Here is a 19,678-nt window from a genome sequence, read left to right as displayed (position 1 = left end):
CCTCTCCCAGAGGGAGAGGGGACTGATCGAGCCTCTTCCACGGTGAGAGGCTCGGGATGAAATAACGTAAAAGCAAATGGCAACCAACGTTGCCATTTTAAGTGTTTACTCCCTCTCCCTGTCGAAGGGGATCGGGGCGAGGCAAGGCAAAAGAAAAATGGCAACCGACGTTGCCATTTTAAGTGTTTACTCCCTCTCCCCGTGGAAGAGGATCGGAGTGAGGTAAGATAAAAGCAAAATGGCAACCAACGTTGCCATTTTTAAGTGCTTGCTCCCTCTCCCAGTGGGAGAGGGCTGGGGTGAGGGCATCAGCCCGCACAAATCCTACACAAGACGCGATTTCGCATCCGCAATCGCCTGCGCGACTTGCTTCGGTGACACGCCGCCTTTCGCCGCGCGCTTATCCAGACAGGATTGCAGCGAAAGAATCGGGTACACGTCATCGCCAATCACGGCGCTAAATTTCTGCAAATCGGCTAGCGTCAAATCTTCCAGCGGCTTGCCCTGGCGAATCGCCTCAACCACGGCTTCGCCCACAATATGGTGCGCCTCGCGGAACGGTACACCTTTGGCGACAAGATAATCCGCCAGCTCGGTGGAGTTTGCATAGCCCTGCTGCGCTGCTTCCTGGCAACGCGGACGTTTCACCTGAATGCCGTCCAGCACCAGTGCGCCCATATGCAGACAATCCAGCCAGGTGTCGAGCGCATCGAACAGCCCTTCTTTATCTTCCTGCATATCTTTGTTGTAGGCCAACGGCAGACCTTTCAGGGTCATCATCATGCCCGTCAATGCGCCCTGCACACGACCACACTTACCGCGAATCAGCTCCAGCGCATCCGGATTTTTCTTCTGCGGCATCAACGAAGAACCAGAAGTGACACGATCGGACAGCTCCACAAAACCGGCTTCCCCGGAGTTGAAGAAAATCAGATCTTCGGCAAAACGCGACAAATGCACCATGCCGATAGAGGCATTCGACAGCAGCTCCAGAACATGGTCACGATCCGACACGCTGTCCAGACTGTTGCGGGTCGCAGAAGCAAAGCCCAACCAGCCCGCCAACTGTTCACGGTCGATTTCATAGGCGGTTCCTGCCAGCGCCCCGCTGCCCAGCGGGCTCACGTCCAGACGCTTCAGCGTATCCTGCAAACGGCTTTCGTCACGCGCCAGCATCTCGACATACGCCAGAGACCAGTGAGCAAAGGTAACAGGCTGCGCGCGCTGCAGGTGGGTATAACCCGGCATCACCGCGTCCTGATTGTTCTGCGCGGTTTCGACCAGCGCATTCTGTAGCTGACGATTCGCCGACAGCAGTTCCACGATAGTGTCTTTACACCACAGCTTCAGGTCGGTCGCCACCTGATCGTTACGGCTACGTCCGGTGTGCAGCTTTTTACCCAACTGGCCCACTTTGTCGATCAGCTTGCCTTCCACCCAGCTGTGAATATCTTCCGCGTCGCTTTCGAGGATTTGCTGCGGATTCAGGCGTACTTCTTCCAGCAGATTGTTCAGCGCCTCTTCGAGCTGTACTTGCTCACCGGCACTTAACACCCCGACGGTGACCAGCGCTTTGGACCAGGCCACAGAGCCGACGATATCTTGTTCGGCCAGGCGGTAGTCGAAGCGCAAAGAGTCGTTGAACTGTTTGAACCGTTGATCCGCTGCCTGTGTAAAACGCCCACCCCAAAGTGCCATAACATGCTTCCTTAAATTCGTTTATTGATACCCCTCTGATGAGGGGGAAAATGCTTATGCCAGAATACGCGTGCCAATCGGCGTGCCGTTAAACAGCGCCGGAAGTTGTTCCGCGTGCCGCCATGAGGCGATGTCCACCGGACGACCTAACGTGCGCGCAGCGTCCAGCGCTGCGTTCACTTTCACAATCATGCCATCCGTAATGATGCCCTGAGAAATCAGCTGCTCGGCTTTCGCCGCCGTCATCTCAGCGATACGCTGGCCTTTACCGTCCAGAATTCCGCTCACGTCGGAAAGCAGAATCAAGTCAGCACCCAGCGTGGCGGCCAGAGCCGTTGCGGCCTGGTCGGCGTTCACGTTCATCAGTTGCCCTTCTTCGGTGACACCGATAGAGCTCACCACTGGCAGGAAACCGCCTTCCAGCAGCGTGTTAATCAGCTTAGGCGAACCCGGCTGCGCCAGTCCAACATGGCCCAACTCTTCATCGAGCTGTGTCACTTTTACGCTGTCGCCATCGCCCAAGTACAGGCCAACCGACGCGATATGATGTTTCTTCGCCCATGACAACAGCGTTTTGTTTGCCGTTCCCGCCAGCGCACCGGTGATGATGTCAATCTGATCGGCAGGCGTCACGCGCAGGCCGTTCTTCTTTTTCACCGGCAGGTTAAGGCCTTTCATCAGCTCATCCACTACGCAGCCGCCGCCGTGAACAATCACCAGCGGACGCTGATGGGATTCACGATAGTCAACCAGCGCGCTAAACAGACGCTCCAGCGCTTCTTCACTGTCCAGCAACACGCCACCGAGTTTGATAATTAATGGATTCATCATCACACCTTAAATAAGAGACTGGGTTTCAGCGTAGCCAAAACGAATATTTGCGCACTGCATCGCCTGAGCGGCAGCGCCTTTAAGAAGATTATCTTCCGCCGCCACCACAATCAGATGCTCGCCCTGAACGGCAAAGCCGATGTCGCAGAACGGCAGACCAACCACGTTTTTCAGCGCCGGAACGCCTTTATCGTACAGACGCACCAGCGGTTTGTTGGCATAGGCCTGCGTAAAGGCTTCAGAAATCTGGTCTTTGGTCACGCCCGGCTTCAGACGACAGGTGATGGTTTCCAGAATCCCGCGCGGGAAATTGCCCAGATGCGGTGTGAAAATCACCTCCGCGCCCAGATGCGTGGTGATCTCCGGGTGATGACGGTGATTGAACACGCCATACGGTTGCAGACTCACTTCGCAGAAACTGTTGGCCATCGCCGCCTTGCGACCAGCACCGCTCACGCCGCTGGTGGCGTTGATCACCGGCCACTGATTCAGATCCAGCAGGTCGGCGTCGATCAGCGGTTTAAGCGAAAGCTGCGCCGCCGTTGGATAACAACCCGGAACGGCAATCAGATTGGCTTCTTTTATCTTGTCGTCGTTCCACTCTGCCAGTCCGTAAACCGCCTGCTCAAGCAGATCGGTATGCTGGTGAGTGAAACCGTAATATTTTTCGTAGAACGCACTGTCGTTAACGCGGAACGCGCCGGAGAGGTCAAACACCACGCAACCCGCCGCCAAAAACTGCGGGGCCAGATCGTGGCTGACTTCGTGCGCGGTTGCCAGAAACACCACATCCACGCCGCCAACAAACTCACTGATATCGGACATCGGCTGCAACGGCAGATCGACGATTCCCTTAAGTTGCGGATGCAAATCGGAAATTAACTTTCCCGCATCATTGCTTTGCGCTGAGACAGTCAAAGCGGTTATGGTCATATGAGGATGGCGATTCACGTAGCTTACAAGCTCTGCGCCCGCATAACCGCTAGCGCCCACAATCAGCGTATTCAACATCGGGTTCCTTTACGATCAACGTTAGTGTATTTTTATTCACATTTAGTGCATGAATATTGATACTATCACGACCTAAGGTATGTCAACAATGAAAATGAATTTACCACCCTTTATCGAGATTTACCGCGCCCTGATTGCCACGCCGTCCATCAGTGCGACCGAAGAAGCGCTCGACCAGAGCAATGAGTCTTTAATCAATATGCTGGCTGGATGGTTTAGCGATCTCGGCTTTAAGGTGGAAGTTCAACCCGTTCCTGAAACCCGTCATAAATTTAACCTGCTGGCCAGTGCCGGACAGGGTGCAGGCGGTCTTTTACTGGCCGGCCATACGGACACCGTGCCCTTTGATGATGGGCGCTGGACGCGCGATCCCTTCACCCTCACCGAGCATGACGGCAAGCTTTACGGCCTGGGCACAGCCGACATGAAAGGCTTTTTTGCCTTTATTCTCGATGCGCTGCGTGACGTTGATGTGAAGACGCTGAAAAAACCGCTCTACATTCTGGCGACCGCCGACGAAGAAACCAGCATGGCGGGCGCACGTTATTTCTCTGAAAATACCGCCATTCGCCCGGACTGCGCGATTATTGGCGAGCCGACGTCCCTGCAACCGATTCGGGCGCATAAAGGCCATATCTCTACGGCGGTGCGCGTGTTGGGCCAGTCGGGTCACTCCAGCGATCCGGCGCGCGGCGTCAATGCCATTGAGCTGATGCACGACGCCATTGGCCGCATTATGGTGCTGCGCGACTCCCTAAAAGAACGCTTCCACCACGATTCCTTCACCGTGCCGTATCCCACGCTGAATCTCGGTAGTCTGCACGGCGGTGACGCATCCAACCGTATCTGCGCCTGCTGCGAACTGCACATGGATATTCGCCCGCTGCCGGGCATGACGCTCGACGATCTCAACGGTTTACTCAGCGAAGCGCTGGCCCCGGTGAGTGAACGCTGGCCTGGCCGTCTGACCATTTTCGATCTGCATCCACCGATTCCAGGTTACGAATGCCCGCCGGATCATCAATTGGTGCAAGTAGTCGAGAAACTGCTCGGTGAGAAAACGGACGTGGTGAACTACTGCACCGAAGCGCCGTTTATCCAGACGCTGTGCCCAACGCTGGTGCTGGGTCCGGGCTCCATCAATCAGGCTCACCAGCCGGATGAATACCTGGAAACACGCTTTATTAAGCCCACGCGCGAGTTAATTACGCAGGTTGTGCATCACTTCTGCTGGCATTAAAACGCCCCCAGTGGTTCCCTCTCCTCATGGGAGAGGGTTTCGGTGAGAGCAACAAAACGCATGATCCCCATCACATTCCCATAAGCATCTCTTATCTGACGCGAAGCGAATTAAATTTCGTAAATTGCCTGCATTTATTCGTTTGCTGAACCGTTTTCGCAGCAATTGACGACAGGGGTTTTACGTGGCTTTATAAAGAGAGATGACAAAATAATGTCCAAAAGATTTTTGAATGGACATAAAACATAATGATGGGGTGTCTGGGTTTATATGAACGAACAATATTCCGCGTTGCGTAGTAATGTCAGTATGCTCGGCAAAGTGCTGGGAGATACCATCAAGGATGCGCTAGGAGAGACCATTCTCGACCGCGTCGAAACAATCCGTAAGCTGTCCAAATCCTCCCGTGCAGGAAATGAAGCCAATCGTCAGGAGCTGCTCACCACGCTGCAAAACCTGTCAAATGATGAGCTTCTGCCCGTGGCGCGCGCGTTCAGCCAGTTCCTGAATCTGGCTAACACCGCCGAGCAATACCACAGCATTTCGCCAAAAGGCGAAGGTGCCAGCAACCCGGAAGTGATTGCCCGTACGCTCAGAAAACTCAAAGACCAGCCTGAACTGAACGAAGAGATCATCAAGAAAGCGGTTGAGTCCCTTTCGCTTGAGCTGGTGCTGACTGCGCACCCGACCGAAATCACCCGCCGTACCCTGATTCACAAAATGGGCGAAGTGAATAGCTGTCTCAAGCAGTTAGATAACAAAGACATCGTCGATTACGAACGTAACCAGCTGATGCGCCGCCTGCGCCAGCTGATTGCTCAGTCCTGGCACACCGATGAAATTCGCAAATATCGCCCAAGCCCGGTTGATGAAGCCAAATGGGGTTTTGCGGTTGTCGAAAATAGCCTGTGGGAAGGCGTGCCGAACTACCTGCGTGAATTAAACGAACAGCTCGAAGAGAACCTCGGCTATCGCCTGCCGGTGGATTTTGTTCCGGTGCGTTTCACCTCCTGGATGGGTGGCGACCGCGACGGTAACCCAAACGTGACCGCCGAAATCACGCGTCATGTGCTGTTGCTCAGCCGCTGGAAAGCCACCGACCTGTTCCTGAAAGATATTCAGATCCTGATTTCTGAGCTGTCGATGGTGGAAGCCACGCCAGAACTGCTCGAACTGGTCGGCGAAGCCGGTGCAACCGAACCGTACCGCTTCTTGCTAAAAGGTCTGCGCGGCCAGCTGATGGCGACTCAAGCCTGGCTGGAAGCACGTTTGAAAGGCCAGCGTCTGCCAAAACCAGCCGGACTGCTGAGTCAAAACGAGCAGCTGTGGGACCCGCTGTACGCCTGCTATAAATCACTGCAAGCGTGCGGCATGGGCATCATCGCCAACGGCGAACTGCTCGACACCCTGCGCCGCGTGAAGTGTTTCGGCGTGCCTTTGGTGCGTATTGATGTGCGTCAGGAAAGCACCCGCCATACCGAAGCGCTGGGCGAGTTGACCCGTTATCTCGGCATTGGCGATTACGAAAGCTGGTCAGAAGCCGACAAACAGGCGTTCCTGATCCGCGAATTAAATTCCAAACGTCCGCTTCTGCCACGCAGCTGGGAACCGAGCGAAGAAACCAGCGAAGTCCTCAACACCTGCAAAGCGATCGTTGATGCGCCAAAAGGATCGGTTGCGGCCTATGTGATCTCCATGGCCAAAACGCCGTCAGACGTGCTGGCCGTTCATCTGCTGCTGAAAGAAGCCGGTATCAGCTTTGCGCTGCCTGTCGCGCCGCTGTTTGAAACCCTCGACGACCTGAATAACGCCAACGACGTGATGACCCAGTTACTGAACATCGACTGGTATCGCGGCTTTATTCAGGGCAAACAAATGGTGATGATTGGCTATTCCGACTCCGCAAAAGACGCGGGTGTGATGGCGGCATCCTGGGCGCAGTACCAGGCGCAAGATGCGCTGATCAAAACCTGCGAAAAAGCAGGTATCGAATTAACGCTGTTCCACGGACGCGGCGGCTCTATCGGTCGTGGCGGTGCACCGGCTCATGCCGCACTGCTCTCTCAACCACCGGGTAGCCTGAAAGGCGGTCTGCGCGTCACCGAGCAGGGCGAGATGATCCGCTTTAAATACGGTCTGCCAGAAGTAACAATCAGTAGCCTGTCGCTCTACACCAGCGCGATTCTGGAAGCTAACCTGTTGCCACCGCCAGAGCCGAAAGACGCATGGCGTCACATCATGGATGAGCTGTCGGATATCTCCTGCGACTTGTACCGTGGCTACGTGCGTGAAAACAAAGACTTCGTGCCGTACTTCCGCTCGGCGACGCCTGAGCAGGAGCTGGGCAAACTGCCGCTGGGTTCTCGTCCGGCAAAACGCCGTCCGACCGGCGGTGTGGAATCTCTGCGTGCGATTCCGTGGATCTTCGCCTGGACGCAAAACCGCCTGATGCTGCCCGCCTGGCTGGGTGCGGGTGCGGCGCTGCAAAAAGTGGTGGAAGACGGTAAGCAGACTGAGCTTGAGACGATGTGCCGCGACTGGCCGTTCTTCTCCACGCGCCTTGGCATGCTGGAAATGGTGTTCTCCAAAGTCGACCTGTGGCTGGCGGAATACTACGATCAGCGTCTGGTGAAACCCGAACTGTGGGCGTTGGGCAAAGAGCTGCGCGAACTGCTGGAAGGCGACATTAAAATTGTGCTGGCTATCGCCAACGATTCGCATCTGATGGCCGATTTGCCATGGATTGCCGAGTCTATTCAGCTGCGTAATATCTACACCGACCCGCTGAACGTTCTGCAGGCTGAGCTGTTGCATCGCTCACGTAAGGCCGAAGAAGAAGGTAAAGAGGCGGATCCACGCGTTGAACAGGCACTGATGGTGACGATTGCGGGCGTTGCAGCAGGCATGCGTAACACCGGCTAACGGTTTTCTGAATCAAAAGGCCACACTTTGTGTGGCTTTTTTTTGCCCAAAAATCCCCCCTCCTTAGATGTAGCGCAACAAATACCGACTGCTGTGGCGGTAAAGTCCAAAGAGTGACGTTCGAGCACGACGGGAAAAACGCGTTTAGTAACCTCAACCTCTAAGGGAGAAATGTTATGGACCGTATCATTCAATCACCGGGCAAATATATCCAGGGTGCAGATGCCCTCACCCGACTCGGCGACTATCTCAAACCGCTGGCGAAACGCTGGCTGGTGGTCGGGGATAAGTTTGTTTTAGGCTTTGCGGAAGACACCTTGCGTCAAAGCTTCAAACAGGCAGAACTGCACGTGGAAATCGCGCCATTTGGCGGCGAATGTTCACAAAATGAGATTGACCGTTTGCGCAAGCTGGCCAAGGGCGATGACTGCCAGGCCGTGCTAGGTATTGGCGGCGGTAAAACGCTCGATACCGCCAAAGCATTAGCGCATTTTATGGATGTGCCGGTGGCTATCGCGCCAACCATTGCCTCCACGGATGCACCGTGCAGCGCTCTTTCTGTCATCTACACCGATAGCGGCGAGTTCGATCATTACCTGATGCTCCCACACAATCCCAATATGGTTATCGTCGATACCAAAGTCGTAGCGGGTGCGCCTGCGCGTCTTTTGGCCGCCGGGATTGGCGATGCGCTGGCGACCTGGTTTGAGGCGCGCGCCTGCTCACGCAGCGGAGCCACCACCATGGCCGGGGGGAAATGCACCCAAGCGGCTCTCGCTCTGGCGGAACTCTGCTACAACACCCTGATCGAAGAGGGAGAAAAGGCGATGCTGGCAGCGGAACAGCATGTCGTCACGCCAGCCCTTGAGCGCGTCGTCGAAGCCAATACTTACCTCAGCGGCGTGGGCTTTGAAAGTGGCGGACTGGCCGCTGCCCACGCGATTCACAACGGCCTGACGGCGATTCCGGATGCACACCATTTTTATCACGGTGAAAAAGTCGCGTTCGGCACGCTCACCCAGTTGGTGCTGGAAAACGCGCCGGTAGAAGAGATCGAAACGGTTGCCGCGCTGTGTCACAGCGTTGGGCTGCCCATCACTCTGGCACAGCTGGATATCAAAGAAGATATTCCCGCTAAGATGCGCCGGGTGGCCGAGACGGCCTGCGCCAAAGGCGAAACCATCCACAATATGCCGGGCGGTGTGACGCCAGATGAGGTGTATGCGGCACTGCTGGTCGCCGATCAATATGGTCAGCGTTGTCTGCATGAGTGGGAATAACGTCTGACATAAAAAAATCCCCGCCGAGGCGGGGATTTTTATTTATGACTGATGCCTGATTACTTCACATCAAAACGATCCAGATTCATCACTTTGGTCCATGCCGCGACAAAATCTTTGACGAACTTCTCGCTGGCATCCTGGCTGGCGTAAACCTCCGCCAGCGCACGCAGAACCGCGTTAGAACCAAACACCAGATCGGCACGCGTTGCGGTGTATTTCACCTCGCCACTTGCACGGTCGCTGCCCGCAAACAGTTCGTTGGATTCGTCTGTGGCTTTCCACTGGGTTCCCATATCGAGCAAATTCACAAAGAAATCGGTGGTCAACACACCAACGCGATCGGTGAACACGCCATTCTGGCTGCCATCAAAGTTAGCGCCCAGCACACGCATTCCCCCAACCAGCGCGGTCAGTTCTGGCGCGGTTAACGTCAGCTGTTGCGCTTTATCAATCAGCAGCGATTCCGTTGTCGAAACATCAACCTGAGCGCGATAGTTGCGGAAGCCATCGGCAATTGGCTCAAGCAGATTAAACATCTCGATATCAGTCTGATCCTGACGCGCATCGACGCGGCCCGGCGTAAATGGCACGGTGATGTACACACCCGCCGCTTTTGCCGCCTGCTCAACGCCAACAACACCCGCCAGCACGATGATATCGGCCAGTGACGCTTTGTTGGTCGTGCGTTGAATCGCTTCCAAAGTCGGTAACGCGCGCACCGCTGCGGCGTTCACGTCCCAGTCGCGCTGCGGAGCCAGTGCCAGACGCGCGCCGTTGGCACCACCACGTTTGTCACCGCCGCGGAAGGTGGAAGCAGACGCCCAGGCAACCGACACCAGCTCGCTAACAGACAGCCCGGAAGCCACAATTTCCGCTTTCAGACTCGCAATATCTTCTTGTGACGGATTGAACACCGCCTGCGGCAGCGGGTCCTGCCAGATCAGATCCTCTTTCGGCACTTCAGGACCGATGTAACGTGCTTTTGGCCCCATATCTCGGTGCGTCAGTTTGTACCAGGCACGCGCGAATGCTTCGTTAAATGCCTGCGGATCGTTCAGGAAGCGACGAGAAATTTTCTCGAACTCTGGGTCGAAACGCAGCGTCAGATCGGTCACCAGCATGGTAGGTTTGCGTTTTTTCGACGGGTCGAACGGATCGGGAATAATTTCCGGCGCGTCAACGGCTTCGAACTGGATCGCGCCAGCCGGGCTGCGGGTCTGTACCCACTCGTATTTGAACAGGTTTTCGAAGAAGTAGTTACTCCACTGGGTTGGCGTCTGTGACCAGACGACTTCCAGACCGGAGGTGATCGCATCTGCGCCCACGCCCGTTCCGTGTGTGCTGGTCCAGCCTAAGCCCTGAGATTCAATCAACGCCCCTTCCGGATCGACACCCACATGCGTGGCCGCCGCTGCGCCGTGCGTTTTGCCGAGCGTATGCCCGCCCGCAATCAGTGCGACGGTCTCTTCATCGTTCATGCCCATGTTGCCGAACGTTGCGCGAATCGCTGCGGCTGCCGACAGCGGCTCACCGCTGGCGTTTGGCCCTTCCGGATTGACGTAAATCAGCCCCATTTCAGTGGCCGCTAACGGACGTTTTGCCAGTGATTCAGGATCGCGATGGGTTAGCCAGGCTTTTTCATCACCCCAGTTAACGTCCATATCTGGCTCCCAGACATCTTCGCGCCCGGCACCAAAGCCAAACGTACGGAAGCCTGAATTCTCCAGCGCCACGTTCCCCGCCAGGATATACAGATCGGCCCAGGAAATTTTCTGCCCGTATTTTTGTTTAATAGGCCACAGCAGACGGCGTGCTTTATCAAGACTCACGTTATCCGGCCATGCATTCAGAGGGGCAAAGCGCTGCTGACCGCGACCGGCACCGCCACGACCATCCACGGAACGGTATGTCCCTGCGCCGTGCCATGCCATACGAATAAACAGGCCCACGTAGCTGCCCCAGTCGGCAGGCCACCAGGATTGAGAATCGGTCAGAAGAGCTTTGATATCGCCTTTGAGAGCGGAATAGTCGAGTTTGCTGAATTCTTTGCGGTAGTCGAAGTCTTCACCCAAGGGGTTCGAACGGTTGGAATGTTGGTTTAAGAGTTCAACGCGTAGCTGCTTGGGCCACCAGTCGCGACTGCCTGTCCCCGCGCCTGCGCTCTGATCAGACCCTCCATGGTGAAAAGGACACTTGCCGCTGGATAACGAATTATTGGTCTCTTCTGACATGCTCATCTCTCTGCTCCCTCTATAGTGTTCTTTTTAAGATATACACGCTTGCTGATAAGGTATAGTTGAGATAACCCACAGATTCGATAGTTAAATCCTTTTAATTAACCTCGGATATTGCATGGCTTTTGCATAATGCCGCGCGGAAGCGGGCGGTATCGGGGGGAGGCGGAAATGAAAAACCCTCCGAAGAGGGTCTTGGTATTATAGTCCTGGGCGAACGCCGAGAGTGTGGCAGATGGCGTAACTCATCTCGGCGCGGTTAAGCGTGTAGAAATGGAAATCCTTCACCCCTTCACGACTCAAAATTTTCACCATGTCCATCGCGATATTAGCCCCCACCAGCTTGCGGGTTTCAGCGTCGTCATCCAGCCCTTCGTACATTTTCTGCATCCACAGCGGGATACGCACGTTGGTCATGTCCGCAAACTTCTTCGCCTGCTTGAAGTTCGAGACCGGCAGGATGCCCGGGATAATTTCCAGGTCGATTCCAGCGTTAACGCAGCGGTCACGAAAACGCAGATAGCTTTCGACGTCGAAGAAAAACTGGGTAATCGCGCGGTTGGCACCAGCATCGACTTTACGTTTCAGGTTGAGCAGATCGGCCTGGGCGCTTTTCGCTTCCGGATGCACTTCCGGATAAGCGGCGACGGAGATATCAAAATCGCCCACGTCCTTGAGCAACGTGACCAGATCGGTGGCGTACATTTCCGGTTTACCGCTGCCCGGCGGCAGGTCGCCGCGCAGGGCGACGATATGGCGAATCCCGTTGTTCCAGTAATCCTGGGCGATAGCGCGCAATTCGTCGCGAGTCGCATCCACACAGGTTAAATGCGGCGCGGCTTCAAGTCCCGTGCGGTCCTTAATGCCTTTAATAATGCTGTGCGTACGGTCGCGCTCGCCTGAGTTTGCCCCGTAGGTGACGGAGACAAATTTCGGCTTCAGGCTGCTCAGGCGATCGATAGAGCTCCATAGGGTTTGCTCCATTTCACTGGTGCGCGGCGGAAAGAATTCAAAAGAGACGTTAATCTGGCCCTGCACTTCAGCCAGGCTCTGATTCAGGGCTTCCCGCTGGTTGGCGTGAAAAAAGCTCATACCTTACCTCATCAATCGCGTGATAATTATTGCTAGTTATAAACATCTATCCATTTAGACGTCTGGATGTAAAAATGACGGAAAACGCGAATGCCGTCAACTGAAATAATCAGTCATAACGGTGAGGAATGTTCAGGCAAGATGAAAGAAGTTCATGATGGTGGGGAAAGTGCGGTCTGATGCCCTCACCCCAGCCCTCTCCCACAGGGAGAGGGAGAAAAGAATCCTTTCGCTGCGTTGTGAAAAGGGAGACGCGAATCCCTCGCCATGTTGTGAAGAGGGAGAAAAGAATCCCTTCGCTACGTTGTGAAAAGGGAGACGATAATCCCTCGCCACGTTGTGAAGAGAGAGAAAAAAGTCTCTTCGCCGCGCTGTGAAGGGAGAGAAAACATTCCCTCTTATCTACGAGGATTGAGGGAAGACCGCCCCGAGCGATTCCCTCTCCCGTGGGAGAGGGTTAGGGTGAGGGCATCAGACGATGCAGAGCAAAAACTACAGCAGTTGCGCCAGACGGTTAATATCCGACTGAATGGCACCTGCAGTCACATCACGCCCCGCGCCTGGCCCACGAATCACCAGCGGGTTATCGCGATACCAGCGGCTTTCGATGGCAAAGACGTTATCGCACGGCAGCAGCGCCGCCAGCGGATGCTCCGGACGCACCGCTTCCACACCCACGCGCGCTTTACCGTTGGCATCGAAACGCGCTACGTAGCGCAGCACCAGTCCCATTTCTTGCGCGGCTTCCAGGCGTTGCACCATCTGGTCGTTCAGCTCATCACCGTTCTCAAAGAAATGATCGACGGAACCCTCTTCGCAGCCCGCAGGAACTAACGATTCCACACGCACCTGGCCTGGCTCGATATCGTAACCCGCCTCACGCGCCAGAATCACCAGCTTGCGCATCACGTCTTTCCCGGCTAAATCCACACGCGGATCGGGTTCGGTCAACCCCTGCTGCCACGCCTGATCGACCAGGTCGGTGAACGGCACCGTGCCGTCGAATTGCAGGAACAGCCACGACAGCGTCCCGGAGAAAATCCCGCTGATGGCTAAAATGCTGTCGCCACTGTCGATCAGGTCCCGCACCGTATGGTTGACCGGTAAGCCCGCGCCCACGGTGGCGTTGTACAGCCAGTGACGCCCGGTTTTTTCAAACGCATCGTGAATCTGACGATATTTATCGGTGCTGCTCGCGCCTGCCAGCTTGTTCGCACTGATGACATGGAAACCATGGCTAGCAAAATCCAGATACTGATCGGCAAGCTGTTCGCTGGCCGTGACATCCAGCACAACTAAATCGTCGTACGGGTGCGCGCGCATCCACAGGAACAGCGACTCTTCATCCTGTTCAACGGCTTCGTCATTGAAGAACGCGAGCGCACGGCTGGCGTCCAGCCCTTCGTAATTGAGCAGGCTGCGGCGACTGTCCACTACGCCTGCCAGGACAAATTCAAATCCGGTACGCGCCGACAGCGTCGTTTGCTCGCGAGCAAACAGCTCCAGCCAGCGGGAACCGATATTACCTTTACCAAAAAGCACCAGACCGATACGTTTTTCCGCGCGGAACAGCGTGGTGTGCAGGCCCTGAATCAGACTCTCGGTTGGCCCTTTACGCAGCACGGCGACCAGGCTGATGCCCTCTTCCGACTGCCAGGTAAATTCAACCGGCTGCCCCTTCAACTGTTGCCAGAAACGGTGGCAATGCAGCGGATTACGGGAGACGCCTGCGCCGACCATCGCCACCAGCGCCAGGCCCTGACGCAAACGGAGTTCGCCCGGCAAACCGGCTTCGTCCAGCGTTTTAAGCGCGCTATCGGCCACTTCTGCGGTGTAGCAGAACTGCAGTAAATGACGATCGCTGTGCACGCCAACCGCCAGCGGACGCACCTGCGCACGCTTGAGAATTAAATCGATATCTTTATGCGCCAGCTTGACGTCCTGGCCCGCAGGCACCTGGAACTCAATCAGGCAAATATCATCGTGACTGGTGACAATGCGCGCGCCCGTACCCGATGCCAGAACGCGTTCGATGCGTGTGGAACCCTGATCCGGCGTGTAGCTGCAGCGCAGTTGCAGATCGATATCGCTCCCGGAAACGGGCTGCAGCGTGCGGGCGTGCAGAACCGGGGCGGCGAGACGTGCCAGCTCGCTGGCTTCGTCCAGGCGCAGCAGCGGCAGCAGACAGGCATCTTTGACTTTGCGTGGATCGGCACTGTAAACGCCGGCCACATCGCTCCAGATGGTGACGCGAGACGCCCCGGCCAGCGCACCGATTTGCGTGGCGGAATAGTCAGAACCGTTACGGCCCAACAGCACGGTTTCACCCGCGTTGCTGCGGCTGATAAAGCCCGTAACGACGATACGTTTACCCGGATGCTGCACCAAAAGCTGTTGCAGCAGCGGATAAGACAACCCTTCGTCAACCTGCGGCTGCGCAGCGCGTTCGGCGCGCAGGAAATCGCGTGCGTCCAGCCACGCGGCCTCCAGACCTTGCTGTTCCAGCACTGCGGCCATCAGGCGTGCAGACCAGACTTCACCGTGGCCGACCACTTCCGCGTAAACCGCTTCGGTAATGCCGCTGTCCAGCAGCGCCGCCAGACGCTCCAGATCGTGAACAAAAGCGCTGATCAGCCCGTCCGCCGCTTGCGCGGGCAGCAGGCCGGAAATCAAATCACTCTGATAACGGCGTAACGTTTGTTGAACCTGATGCGCAGAAAGGCGATCGGTCTGGCTCAGTTTGAGCCAGCTAATCAACTGGTTGGTAGTGCTGCCCGCCGCCGAGACAACCATCATGTCGCCCGGCATCGAATACTCCGCCATGATCCCTGCGACACGCAGGTAACATTTCACATCAGCAAGACTACTACCACCAAACTTATGCAGTTGACGACCCTTCGCCCCTGCCTGCGCTATCACACTCATGATTACCCCTTGGCTGCGACCTGGAAGGCATTTTCCAGATCGGCAATTAAATCTTCACAGTCTTCAATACCGGTTGAGATGCGAAGCAGCGTCTCAGAAATCCCGGCTGCGGCACGCGCTTCTGGCGCCATGCCTGCATGTGTCATTGTTGCGGCGTGAGAGATCAAGCTTTCGACTCCCCCTAATGATTCCGCCAGCGTAAACAGTGACAACGCGCTCAGGAAGCGACGCAGCGTTTGCTCATCGCCATCCAGTTCAAAACTTAACATCGCGCCAAACCCTTTCTGCTGGCGCGCGGCGATCACGTGGCCCTGGTTTTCCGGCAACGACGGGTGATACAGCTTTTTCACCAGCGGCTGGTTTTTCAGGAAATCGACAATCGCCTGGGCATTGCGTTGTGCCACTTCCATACGTGGCGACAGCGTGCGGATCCCGCGCAGCAGCAAATAGCTGTCGAACGCGCCCGCAGTCACGCCAATGTTATTGGCCCACCATGCCAGTTCGGTGACAACTTCCGGATCTTTTGCAATCACCACGCCCGCGACCACGTCAGAGTGACCGTTCAAATATTTCGTGCATGAATGCAATACCAGGTCCGCACCCAGGGAAAGTGGGTTCTGAAGCGCCGGACTGAGGAACGTATTATCCACTACACTTATCGCTCCCGCATCCCTTGCGAGCTGACAAATTTTCGCAATATCGACAACACGCAATAACGGGTTGCTTGGGCTTTCCACCAGAACGAGCTTAGGCTTTTCGGCAAGTGCTTGTTTTAGCGCCTGTTCGTCATTTTGATCGACAAAAAGAACGCGATAACAGCCACGTTTTGCCAGGCTATCAAAAAGTCGGTAGCTGCCACCGTAACAGTCGTGTGGAGCGAGCAACAAATCGCCAGGTTTCAGGAATACCGTGGTCACCAGATGAATGGCCGACATACCGGTATTGGTCAGAACCGCACCTGCGCCGCCTTCGAGTTCCGCCAGCGCGCGCTGGGTAACGTCACGCGTCGGGTTGCCACGACGTGAATAGTCATGCGCACGAGGTTCATTAAATCCGGTGAAATTATAGGTACTGGAAAGATGAATCGGCGGGACAACGCAGCCGTACTGCTCGTCATCATTCAATCCGCTACGCACTGCGATCGTGGCCTGTTTACGCGTCATGGTGAAGGCTTCCTGGCTAATAAGGTGAAAAGTCAGGCACCAGAGTAAACACTGAACTTATGGACGTCAATACATCTGGACATCTAAACTTCTTTGCGTATAGATTGAGCAATGCGAGAATAGCCGTTAAAATGACATGCTTTAGTGCACGCTAAAGGCGCAATACCCGTGTCACGGTATCGTCCTTACGGTAAACTACGCGAGATTACGGTATAAAGCCCCATACAACTTATGGCTTTATGCCCTTATAAATGACAGAGAGGATTAAAGGTATCTCATGGCTGAATGGAGCGGCGAATATATCAGCCCATACGCTGAGCACGGTAAGAAGAGTGAGCAAGTAAAAAAAATTACGGTTTCCATTCCTCTGAAGGTGTTAAAGATCCTCACCGATGAACGCACGCGTCGTCAGGTGAATAACCTGCGTCACGCGACAAACAGCGAACTGCTCTGCGAAGCATTTTTGCATGCGTTTACTGGCCAACCCCTGCCGAATGATGAAGACCTGCGCAAAGAGCGTAGCGATGAAATTCCGGAAGCGGCGAAAGTGATCATGCGTGAACTGGGTATCGACCCGGATACGTGGGAATACTGAAGTGCAGAAACAAAAAAAGCGCCTTTCGGCGCTTTTTTTTCGGGTAGCTTATTTAGCGCCCGGGATGCTGAAACGCTTGTTGAAGCGGTCAACACGGCCACCGGTTGCAACATCACGCTGCTTACCAGTGTAGAACGGGTGGCATTGGCCGCACACGTCCAGGTTCAGATCGTGACCCACTGTAGAGCGGATTTTGATCGCGTTACCGCAAGAGCAGTTTGCAGTAATAAAATCGTATTTCGGGTGAATATCTTTTTTCATGGGGAGAACCTCAGTTAAGGCCGCGTCGCTCTTCCAGCCCTAACGCCAGACACCACGCGATGTTGATAGTAAATTCTTTGGCGTAATGTTACACCAAAGGCGGCGAATCATACAGAATCCATTCGGTGGATGCAAACTGATCAGCACGTCTATAGCATCTAATGTGTATACTAACGCGCCACTTTTCAAGTCAGGAAGATTCGATGCCCGTTGCTCACGTTGCCCTGCCCGTTCCGCTTCCCCGCACCTTTGACTATTTGCTGCCCGACAGCATGAGCGCCAAAGCGGGCTGTCGCGTAACCGTGCCTTTTGGCAAGCAGCAGCGCGTCGGCGTGGTGGTGTCGGTAAGCGACAAAAGCGAGCTGCCGATCAATGAATTAAAAGCGGTGGTGGAAGTGCTCGACGTTGAGCCGGTTTACTCCGCAAGCGTCTGGCGGCTGCTGCTGTGGGCGGCGGATTATTATCACCACCCGATTGGCGACGTGCTGTTTCACGCGCTGCCGATTTTGCTGCGCCAGGGTAAAAGCGCCAGCCATGCCCCGACGTGGTTCTGGTTTGCGACAGAAGACGGACAAGCCGTCGATATCAACAGCCTGAAAAGATCGCCTAAGCAGCAGCAGGCGCTGGCCGCACTGCGTCAGGGCAGGATCTGGCGTCATCAGGTTGAAGAGCTGGAATTTAATGACGCAGCGCTGCAGGCATTGCGCAAAAAAGGGCTGTGCGAGCTTGCCAGCGAAGCCCCTGCGCTGGTGGACTGGCGCGACGGGTTTAGCGTGGCCGGTGAGCGGCTGCGTCTCAACACGGAGCAAGCGACCGCCGTTGGCGCAATTCACAGCGCATCTGATAGTTTTTCCGCCTGGCTGTTAGCGGGCGTGACCGGTTCCGGCAAGACCGAAGTGTATCTGAGCGTACTGGAAAATGCGCTCGCGCAGGGTAAACAAGCGCTGGTAATGGTGCCTGAGATCGGCCTGACGCCGCAGACCATCGCCCGTTTTCGTGAACGTTTTAACGCCCCGGTCGAAGTGCTCCATTCCGGCTTGAACGATACAGAACGTTTAAGCGCCTGGCTGAAAGCCAAAAACGGCGAAGCGGCGATTGTGATTGGTACCCGCTCGTCGCTGTTTACCCCGTTTAAAAATCTCGGCGTCATCGTGATCGACGAAGAACACGACAGTTCCTATAAACAGCAGGAAGGCTGGCGCTATCACGCCCGCGATCTGGCCGTTTACCGCGCGCACAGCGAACGAATCCCGATTATTCTTGGCTCGGCAACGCCCGCCCTGGAAACGCTGCACAACGTGCGCCAGCGCAAATACCACATGCTGCGCCTGACGCGCCGCGCGGGTAATGCGCGCCCGGCCATTCAGCATGTGCTGGATCTGAAAGGCCAGCAGGTACAGGCCGGACTCGCGCCCGCGTTAATCACCCGCATGCGCCAGCATTTGCAGGCCGATAATCAGGTGATTCTTTTCCTGAACCGCCGTGGATTTGCGCCGACGCTGCTGTGCCACGACTGCGGCTGGATAGCGGAATGCCCGCGCTGCGATCATTACTACACGCTGCATCAGGCGCAGCATCATTTGCGTTGTCACCACTGTGACAGCCAGCGCCCGGTGCCGCGCCAGTGCCCATCGTGCGGCTCGACGCATATGGTTCCGGTCGGTCTTGGCACCGAGCAGCTCGAACAGGCGCTGGCACCGTTTTTCCCCGGCGTACCGCTTTCGCGTATTGACCGCGACACCACCAGCCGTAAAGGGGCGCTAGAGCAACAGCTGGCTGAAGTTCATCGCGGCGGCGCGCGCATTCTGATTGGTACACAGATGCTGGCGAAAGGGCATCACTTCCCGGACGTCACGCTGGTGGCGCTGCTGGACGTCGATGGCGCGCTGTTTTCTGCCGATTTCCGTTCCGCTGAGCGCTTCGCCCAGCTTTACACGCAGGTGGCCGGGCGTGCAGGTCGCGCGGGCAAACAGGGTGAAGTGGTGCTGCAAACTCATCACCCTGAACACCCGCTGCTGCAAACATTGCTCCATAAAGGCTATGACGCGTTTGCGGAGCAGGCGCTGGCTGAGCGTCAGACCATGCAGTTACCCCCGTGGACCAGCCACGTGATTATTCGCGCGGAAGACCATAACAATCAGCAGGCACCGCTGTTTTTGCAGCAGTTACGTAATCTGCTGCAGGCCAGCCCGCTGGTGGATAATCAGCTGTGGATTTTAGGCCCCGTTCCTGCGCTTGCGCCTAAGCGCGGTGGCCGGTATCGCTGGCAAATTTTGCTCCAGCACCCTTCTCGCGTGCGTTTACAGCATGTGATTAGTGGCACGCTGGCGCTCATCAACACCTTGCCAGAAGCGCGAAAAGTGAAGTGGGTTCTGGATGTCGACCCCATCGAAGGATAGAAACGATGCGAGAGGGATCGAAAA

Annotated in this window: 13 protein-coding genes; 5 read left to right on the top strand and 8 right to left on the bottom strand. The window is 55.8% G+C overall.

From position 1 onward, the window contains the following. Nucleotides 1-324: 324 nt before the first annotated feature. The 3 genes from argH to argC are packed head-to-tail and all read right to left on the bottom strand — an operon-like array spanning nucleotide 325 to nucleotide 3,540. Complete coding sequence (gene argH / locus AC07RN_RS20135) at nucleotides 325-1,698, bottom strand: argininosuccinate lyase (protein ID WP_478337145.1); 1,374 nt, start codon at nucleotides 1,696-1,698, stop codon at nucleotides 325-327. A 54-nt stretch (nucleotides 1,699-1,752) separates the two neighbouring features. Further along, nucleotides 1,753-2,529 carry an acetylglutamate kinase gene (gene argB, locus AC07RN_RS20130; RefSeq protein WP_096759554.1) on the bottom strand — a complete coding sequence of 259 codons (777 nt, stop codon included), beginning with the start codon at nucleotides 2,527-2,529 and terminating at the stop codon, nucleotides 1,753-1,755. 6 nt (nucleotides 2,530-2,535) lie between these two features. Continuing rightward, nucleotides 2,536-3,540, bottom strand: a complete 1,005-nt coding sequence (gene argC, locus AC07RN_RS20125) for an N-acetyl-gamma-glutamyl-phosphate reductase (RefSeq protein WP_015960987.1) — start codon at nucleotides 3,538-3,540, stop codon at nucleotides 2,536-2,538. An 88-nt stretch (nucleotides 3,541-3,628) separates the two neighbouring features. Here argC and argE point away from each other — a divergent pair, with 88 nt between their 5' ends. The 3 genes from argE (at nucleotide 3,629) to gldA (ending at nucleotide 8,982) form a co-directional block, all read left to right on the top strand. Then, entirely contained in the window at nucleotides 3,629-4,780 is a 1,152-nt protein-coding gene (gene argE, locus AC07RN_RS20120; protein ID WP_478337144.1) for an acetylornithine deacetylase, read from the top strand. 270 nt (nucleotides 4,781-5,050) lie between these two features. Continuing rightward, on the top strand, nucleotides 5,051-7,702 hold the full coding sequence (gene ppc, locus AC07RN_RS20115; protein WP_186754872.1) for a phosphoenolpyruvate carboxylase: 2,652 nt from the start codon (nucleotides 5,051-5,053) through the stop codon (nucleotides 7,700-7,702). Between the two features lie 176 nt (nucleotides 7,703-7,878). Then, a complete protein-coding gene (gldA, locus tag AC07RN_RS20110; protein WP_478337143.1) occupies nucleotides 7,879-8,982 on the top strand; it encodes a bifunctional L-1,2-propanediol dehydrogenase/glycerol dehydrogenase in 1,104 nt (367 codons plus the stop codon). A gap of 59 nt (nucleotides 8,983-9,041) precedes the next feature. Here gldA and katG read toward each other — a convergent pair whose 3' ends face one another. The 4 genes from katG to metB all read right to left on the bottom strand — a co-directional run bounded on the left by katG (nucleotide 9,042) and on the right by metB (nucleotide 16,399). After that, nucleotides 9,042-11,222, bottom strand: a complete 2,181-nt coding sequence (katG, locus tag AC07RN_RS20105) for a catalase/peroxidase HPI (RefSeq protein WP_478337142.1) — start codon at nucleotides 11,220-11,222, stop codon at nucleotides 9,042-9,044. A gap of 198 nt (nucleotides 11,223-11,420) precedes the next feature. Beyond that, nucleotides 11,421-12,311: a methylenetetrahydrofolate reductase gene (metF, locus tag AC07RN_RS20100; RefSeq protein WP_015960992.1), complete on the bottom strand. Its 891-nt coding sequence runs from the start codon at nucleotides 12,309-12,311 to the stop codon at nucleotides 11,421-11,423. A 492-nt stretch (nucleotides 12,312-12,803) separates the two neighbouring features. Further along, entirely contained in the window at nucleotides 12,804-15,236 is a 2,433-nt protein-coding gene (locus AC07RN_RS20095; protein WP_015960993.1) for a bifunctional aspartate kinase/homoserine dehydrogenase II, read from the bottom strand. Nucleotides 15,237-15,238: 2 nt separating this feature from the next. Beyond that, entirely contained in the window at nucleotides 15,239-16,399 is a 1,161-nt protein-coding gene (gene metB, locus AC07RN_RS20090; RefSeq protein ID WP_478337141.1) for a cystathionine gamma-synthase, read from the bottom strand. Nucleotides 16,400-16,676: 277 nt separating this feature from the next. On the opposite strand from metB, the gene metJ reads away from it, so the two are divergent. After that, complete coding sequence (gene metJ, locus AC07RN_RS20085) at nucleotides 16,677-16,994, top strand: met regulon transcriptional regulator MetJ (RefSeq protein WP_015960995.1); 318 nt, start codon at nucleotides 16,677-16,679, stop codon at nucleotides 16,992-16,994. A 48-nt stretch (nucleotides 16,995-17,042) separates the two neighbouring features. Here metJ and rpmE read toward each other — a convergent pair whose 3' ends face one another. Next, nucleotides 17,043-17,255: a 50S ribosomal protein L31 gene (gene rpmE / locus AC07RN_RS20080; protein ID WP_015960996.1), complete on the bottom strand. Its 213-nt coding sequence runs from the start codon at nucleotides 17,253-17,255 to the stop codon at nucleotides 17,043-17,045. A gap of 203 nt (nucleotides 17,256-17,458) precedes the next feature. On the opposite strand from rpmE, the gene priA reads away from it, so the two are divergent. Further along, nucleotides 17,459-19,654, top strand: coding sequence for a primosomal protein N' (gene priA / locus AC07RN_RS20075; protein WP_478337140.1), 2,196 nt, complete (start codon nucleotides 17,459-17,461; stop codon nucleotides 19,652-19,654). Nucleotides 19,655-19,678 lie beyond the last annotated feature (24 nt).

The organism is Lelliottia sp. GFLA7, assembly GCF_056490165.1.
This window is presented reverse-complemented; position numbering and strand designations above follow the sequence as displayed.

What these genes read in the sequence shown, in the direction of transcription:
- argH (WP_478337145.1), bottom strand. Translation starts at nt 1,698, where the DNA reads ATGGCACTTTGGGGTGGGCGTTTTACACAGGCAGCGGATCAACGGTTC.
- argB (WP_096759554.1), bottom strand. Translation starts at nt 2,529, where the DNA reads ATGATGAATCCATTAATTATCAAACTCGGTGGCGTGTTGCTGGACAGT.
- argC (WP_015960987.1), bottom strand. Translation starts at nt 3,540, where the DNA reads ATGTTGAATACGCTGATTGTGGGCGCTAGCGGTTATGCGGGCGCAGAG.
- argE (WP_478337144.1), top strand. Translation starts at nt 3,629, where the DNA reads ATGAAAATGAATTTACCACCCTTTATCGAGATTTACCGCGCCCTGATT.
- ppc (WP_186754872.1), top strand. Translation starts at nt 5,051, where the DNA reads ATGAACGAACAATATTCCGCGTTGCGTAGTAATGTCAGTATGCTCGGC.
- gldA (WP_478337143.1), top strand. Translation starts at nt 7,879, where the DNA reads ATGGACCGTATCATTCAATCACCGGGCAAATATATCCAGGGTGCAGAT.
- katG (WP_478337142.1), bottom strand. Translation starts at nt 11,222, where the DNA reads ATGAGCATGTCAGAAGAGACCAATAATTCGTTATCCAGCGGCAAGTGT.
- metF (WP_015960992.1), bottom strand. Translation starts at nt 12,311, where the DNA reads ATGAGCTTTTTTCACGCCAACCAGCGGGAAGCCCTGAATCAGAGCCTG.
- AC07RN_RS20095 (WP_015960993.1), bottom strand. Translation starts at nt 15,236, where the DNA reads ATGAGTGTGATAGCGCAGGCAGGGGCGAAGGGTCGTCAACTGCATAAG.
- metB (WP_478337141.1), bottom strand. Translation starts at nt 16,399, where the DNA reads ATGACGCGTAAACAGGCCACGATCGCAGTGCGTAGCGGATTGAATGAT.
- metJ (WP_015960995.1), top strand. Translation starts at nt 16,677, where the DNA reads ATGGCTGAATGGAGCGGCGAATATATCAGCCCATACGCTGAGCACGGT.
- rpmE (WP_015960996.1), bottom strand. Translation starts at nt 17,255, where the DNA reads ATGAAAAAAGATATTCACCCGAAATACGATTTTATTACTGCAAACTGC.
- priA (WP_478337140.1), top strand. Translation starts at nt 17,459, where the DNA reads ATGCCCGTTGCTCACGTTGCCCTGCCCGTTCCGCTTCCCCGCACCTTT.